This is a genomic window from Neobacillus drentensis (assembly GCF_036966985.1).
Lineage (GTDB): Bacteria > Bacillota > Bacilli > Bacillales > Cytobacillaceae > Neobacillus > Neobacillus drentensis_E.
Genome location: NZ_JBALSN010000403.1, coordinates 1 through 5513, shown reverse-complemented (window position 1 = coordinate 5513; position 5513 = coordinate 1). Strand labels below are relative to the sequence as shown.

The following is a 5513-nucleotide window of genomic DNA, read 5'->3' as shown; positions in this document are numbered from 1 at the left end:
GTTTTGAAAGAAAATGATTGATTTTTGCAATCGTTTTCAGTATTATGTAGTTATAGAATAAAAAATCTAGGTGGTGATGACATGTTAACACCAGAACGTCATCGAGTGATCCTGCAATTATTAAAAGAGAAAAATGTCGTTAAAATTACCGAAATTATGGAGTTAACTGCGTCTTCGGAGTCAACTATACGCCGTGACCTCTCACAATTAGAGGACCAAAAGTTTTTAAAGAGAATACATGGAGGCGCCTCAAGATTACAAGGGAAACTTCAAGAGCCTAGTATGATTGAGAAATCTTCCAAAAACCTTCAAGAAAAGCGACTGATTGCAAAATACGCAGCCAGTTTAGTGGAAGAAGGAGATAGCATTTATCTTGATGCAGGGTCAACTGTAATTGAAATGATTGAATACCTCCCTTTTAAGGATATCGTTGTTGTCACGAATGGGTTTATGCATTTAAAACCATTATTAGACAAGGGTATAACCACTTATTTAATTGGCGGCTTGGTGAAGCCTAATACTAATGCTTTCATCGGAAGGGGAGCCATAGCATGCTTAGACCTATACCGTTTTGATAAATGTTTCATAGGAGTGAATGGCATTCATCCACAATTTGGGTTTACCACGCCAGATCAGGAGGAAGCTATGGTAAAGCAAAAGGCTATTTCTCTTTCTAGAGAGACATATGTATTAGCGGATCATTCAAAATTTGCCGAAATCTCGTTTGCCAAAATTGCAGATATACACGAAGCAGCCATTATTACGAATGAATTGGATGACGAATCAAAAAAGCAATACTTAAATAGAACTACAATAAAGGTTGTGACAGCATGATTTATACATTGACGTTAAACCCCTCTGTTGATTATATCGTTAAGTTAGAGAGCTTTCAGATTGGTGAGTTAAATCGAACAGTCGATGAGGCGAAATTTCCAGGCGGGAAAGGAATCAATGTGTCAACAGTTTTGAACCAATTTGACACAAGCAGTATAGCACTAGGTTTTGTTGGTGGGTTTACCGGTGCTTACATTGAACAATATCTTCATAAGGAAAAGATTGAAACAGATTTTGTTCAAGTCGATGGAGATACACGAATCAATGTAAAACTAAAAACGGGTCAAGAGTCGGAGATTAATGCAAAAGGACCGAAAATTACCGAAGAAAACTTCTCATTACTAAAGCAAAAAATTAAGCAATTAAGTGCCAATGATTTATTGGTACTGGCTGGGAGCATTCCTAGTAGTTTACCGAAAACCACGTATGAGGAACTGGTCAAAATTTGTAGTGAAAGCAGCGCACATTTTGTAGTAGATGCAGAAGGAGATTTATTGAAAAAAGTTCTCCCTTATCAACCATTATTAATCAAACCGAATCATCACGAGCTTGGGGAACTATTTGAAACAACTATTACCACCGCTGAAGAAGTCATTCCATATGGGAAAAAGCTCGTTGAAATGGGGGCAAAGAATGTAATTGTTTCGCTTGCTGGTGCAGGGGCAGTTCTGATAAATAGTGAAACAACACTTTTGGCAGAAGTTCCAAAAGGAGAAGTGAAAAATTCAGTAGGTGCAGGTGACTCGATGGTCGCAGGTTTCTTAGCAGCTTACGTGAAAACTAGAAATATTGAAGAATCTTTTCGCTATAGTGTGGCATCGGGAAGTGCAACAGCCTTTTCACTTGGTTTGTGTACGAAGGAAAAAGTAGAAGAACTTCTTCCACAAGTTCATATAAAAGAGATTCGATAAGGGAGAGAATGTCATGAAAATTACTGAATTGTTATCGAAAAATACGATTCTATTAAATATTGAAGGCAATCAAAAAGAGGCAACGATTGATCAACTAGTTGATGTTCTTTTTAATGCCGGCAAAATATCTGATCGTGCTGAATTTAAAGCAGCCATTTTAAAACGTGAAGAGCAAAGTACAACGGGAATTGGAGATGGAATCGCCATCCCGCATGCTAAAACAAAAGTAGTGAAAGAAGCAGCGATTGTCTTTGGAAAATCAGCTACTGGTGTGAATTATGAATCATTGGACGGAAAACCTGCACATTTATTTTTTATGATTGCTGCTCCAGATGGTGCAAATAATACACATTTAGAAGCATTAGCACGGCTCTCTGGTTTGTTAATGAAGGCGGAAGTCCGTTACGAGCTATTAAAGGCAACAACTCCTGAAGAAATCCTTGATACTATTAACCGCTACGACAAAGAAGAAAAACAGGAAACACCAACTACGACAGAAACTAAGAAAAACTTAATCGTTGCTGTGACGGGTTGTCCAACGGGTATTGCCCATACCTATATGGCGGCTGATTCTTTAAAAGCAAAAGCAGCTGAAATGGGTGTGGACATTAAGGTTGAGACAAATGGCTCTGGCGGTGCAAAAAATGTCCTGACAAAAGAAGAAATTGAAAATGCAACAGCTGTTATTATTGCCGCAGATATTAATGTTGAAATGGATAGGTTCAAAGGTAAGCATGTGATTCAGGCAGCAGTGGCTGAAGGAATTCGTCGTCCAGAACAATTAATTAACAAGGCACAAAATCAGGATGCCCCTATATTCAAAGGGAATAACAGCCAAAGTGAAAAATCATCGGATCAAAAAGGAGCTCGTACAGGTTTTTACAAGCACCTGATGAATGGTGTTTCAAATATGCTTCCCTTTGTTGTTGGCGGTGGTATATTAATCGCAATTAGCTTTATGTTCGGATATAACTCGGCAAATCCAGACGATCCATCCTACAATCCTATTGCAGCAGTAATCAAGGCCATCGGCGGTGATAATGCGTTTGCATTGATTGTTCCAGTACTTGCAGGATTTATTGCCCTTAGTATTGCTGACCGTCCAGGTTTCGCTCCAGGTATGGTAGGAGGGATGATGGCGGCACATGGCGGGGCCGGATTCCTTGGTGGTTTGATTGCAGGTTTTCTTGCAGGTTACATTGTACTACTGTTAAAGAAGGTTTTTGCAGGGCTTCCACGTTCTCTTGAAGGAATTAAAAGTATTTTAATTTATCCTCTATTAGGAATTGCGATTACAGGATTTTTGATGCATTATGTCGTAAACAATCCAGTAGCATGGATAAACAAGGAAATAGCAGAGTGGTTAACAGGCCTTGGAACAGGTAATGCCGTATTATTAGGTGTTGTACTAGGACTTATGATGTCCTTTGATATGGGTGGACCAATTAACAAGGCTGCCTATGTATTTGGAACAGGATTATTAGCAAGTGGTGTCTATGAGCCAATGGCGGCAATTATGGCTGCAGGTATGGTTCCACCGCTAGCAATTGCTCTTGCAACGACATTCTTCAAAAATAAATTTAATGATCAAGACAGGGACGCAGGAAAAGCTTGCTATGTCATGGGCTTATCCTTCATTACCGAAGGCGCGATTCCATTTGCAGCAGCGGATCCATTACGTGTCATTCCTTCTGTTATGGCTGGTTCTGCCATTGCAGGTGCACTATCGATGGCATTCGGAATTGGTCTCCGTGCCCCACATGGTGGAATATTCGTTGTCCCATTGGTAGAAAATGGTGCCCTTCTTTATGCACTCGCCATTTTAGTGGGCTCTGTTGTTTCAGCATTATTAATCGGTTTTCTAAAAAAACCAGTAAAATAATAAGTACTTAAAAGAGCTGAGGACTAACCTCAGCTCTTTTGGTCTTGTTCCTTCGGTTTGATCGCTATCAATGCAACAAGGGCTGCAATAATACTTAAACTACCTAATAGGATAAAAATCCAATGGGTTTCTTGTTTTAGTAACAATGCAATAATCGGTGGCCCCGCAGCCACTCCAATAAATCTCATCGAACTATAGATTGATGAGATGGTGCCTCTTTCTTCCTTTTCAACACCCTCAGTAATCAGCGCGTCTAGACAAGGAAGCCCTAAACCAATACCTACACCGCTAATAAGAAACATGGTAATTACGTACCAAAGTTTTATCGAAAACCACAAGGCACCAATCGATAGGGCTGTAGCAATCACACCGCCAAATGTAATCCATTTCATTAGAACTTTATTTTTCTTAATCACTTTTCCGCTGATAAACGAAGATAAACAAAGAGCGCCAAGTGGTAAAGCTAGAAAGAATCCTTTCTTGATATCCTTAATGCCATATTCTTTTTCAAAAAGCTCAGACAGATAAAACAAAATTCCAAAAAGGACAAACATTAAGATTCCGCCAATAAAAAAGATGGCATATAGCCAGCGGCCCTTTTCAGTAAAGGTTTTCTTCACATTGATGAAAAAAGCTTTAAATGGGATTGGTTTCTCTGTTGATTTTGGACTTTTGACCAGGAACATAATCATTAAAACAGAAATGACACAAAATACTGGAAAGGAAAAAAACGGCATAAACCAAATGAATCCCGCAAGAAAAGCCCCTAAAATAGGACTTAATACCTTTCCGAATGTATTTGATGTTTCAATTAGACCCAGACAGCAGCTAACATCATCCTCATTTTTAAACATATCACCGACCAATGGCATAACAATTGGAGCTGCTCCAGCTGCTCCAACCCCCTGAAGGGCCCGGCCAGCTAAAATAATCCAATAAGCGTCATCCATTTTCCATGCAGCAAAACCTGAAATCAGTCCGCCAATTCCAGCAATGATAAGGCTTGGAATAATGACTTTTTTTCGACCAATATGGTCTGATAAGTATCCAGCAACAGGTATTAAGAAAATAGCAACAATCGAATAAACAGTTATAACCATACTGGTTTGAAAGGAAGAAATCGATAATTTTTTTTCCATTGAAGGTAGAACTGGTATTAACATCGAATTGCCCAACGTCATGACTAGTGGAATGGAAGACAGTGAGATGATTGCCCACTTCTGATTAGCTATTTCATTCGATCGCTTTTGTCCCGCTGCCGATTGTTTCTTTTTCGCAGCTTTTGGATTTTGGCTTAAATGCTCAATATGCTCCATTAATCTTCAATCCCGCCTTCGTTATTTGCTACTATTACTATTCGCTTATTCACTTAAAAAAAACCTTGTGGGAGCATCCTTTAAATGGAATTAATAAATAAGCCAATGATTTAAAACCTTGGAGGAGGAAAGTTAATTTTCAAACTAATTTAAAAATTTTTAAATCTTTCTCTTGACTTCAGTGTGAAATTTGCGTAGGATATAAATCAAAGTTAAATAATTAACTCGTTGAACAAGAGGAGTACACTAATTTGTTTCTTTTAAGAGAGTCGGGGTAGGTGGGAGCCCGATAAGAAAGGATTTGTGGAATGGACTTGTGAGAGGCATCTTGAATCTAAGTAGGGATGCACGGGTCTCCACCGTTAAAAGGATAGGATATCGAACAGATTGTTCCGTATCTGAAGAGGAAGCAGGTTGATCAAACTGCTTCAAACAGAGGTGGCACCACGACCATAGAATCGTCCTCTATATGCGTAAATTTTTGCGCATATAGAGGGCGATTTTTTTTTTATTTAGAAGGGAGTCCTAACATGAAAACTAAAATGGATTATTTCATAAAAGAAATCAAAG

At 38.8% G+C, this 5513-nt stretch carries 4 protein-coding genes and 1 other annotated feature; of the genes, 3 read left to right on the top strand and 1 reads right to left on the bottom strand.

The features are described from left to right. The first annotated feature begins 81 nt into the window (after positions 1-81). Genes V7659_RS23485 through V7659_RS23475 form a run of 3 tightly spaced genes read left to right on the top strand, consistent with a single transcriptional unit; the run spans position 82 to position 3627 of the window. Positions 82-834, top strand: a complete 753-nt coding sequence (locus V7659_RS23485) for a DeoR/GlpR family DNA-binding transcription regulator (RefSeq protein ID WP_335542580.1) — start codon at positions 82-84, stop codon at positions 832-834. After that, entirely contained in the window at positions 831-1745 is a 915-nt protein-coding gene (pfkB, locus tag V7659_RS23480) for a 1-phosphofructokinase (protein ID WP_335542579.1), read from the top strand. Before V7659_RS23485 ends, pfkB begins: the two co-directional genes overlap by 4 nt. Positions 1746-1758: 13 nt before the next feature. Continuing rightward, the gene (locus V7659_RS23475; protein ID WP_335542578.1) at positions 1759-3627 is read left to right on the top strand and encodes a PTS fructose transporter subunit IIABC; all 1869 of its coding nucleotides are present in this window, start codon (positions 1759-1761) and stop codon (positions 3625-3627) included. A gap of 29 nt (positions 3628-3656) precedes the next feature. Here V7659_RS23475 and V7659_RS23470 read toward each other — a convergent pair whose 3' ends face one another. Next, the gene (locus V7659_RS23470) at positions 3657-4943 is read right to left on the bottom strand and encodes an MFS transporter (protein ID WP_335542577.1); all 1287 of its coding nucleotides are present in this window, start codon (positions 4941-4943) and stop codon (positions 3657-3659) included. A gap of 219 nt (positions 4944-5162) precedes the next feature. Further along, positions 5163-5412, top strand: a binding site (T-box leader). The last annotated feature ends 101 nt before the right edge of the window (positions 5413-5513 follow it).

Coding starts and splice junctions, on each gene's coding strand:
- V7659_RS23485 (WP_335542580.1), top strand. CDS start 82: ATGTTAACACCAGAACGTCATCGAGTGATCCTGCAATTATTAAAAGAG.
- pfkB (WP_335542579.1), top strand. CDS start 831: ATGATTTATACATTGACGTTAAACCCCTCTGTTGATTATATCGTTAAG.
- V7659_RS23475 (WP_335542578.1), top strand. CDS start 1,759: ATGAAAATTACTGAATTGTTATCGAAAAATACGATTCTATTAAATATT.
- V7659_RS23470 (WP_335542577.1), bottom strand. CDS start 4,943: ATGGAGCATATTGAGCATTTAAGCCAAAATCCAAAAGCTGCGAAAAAG.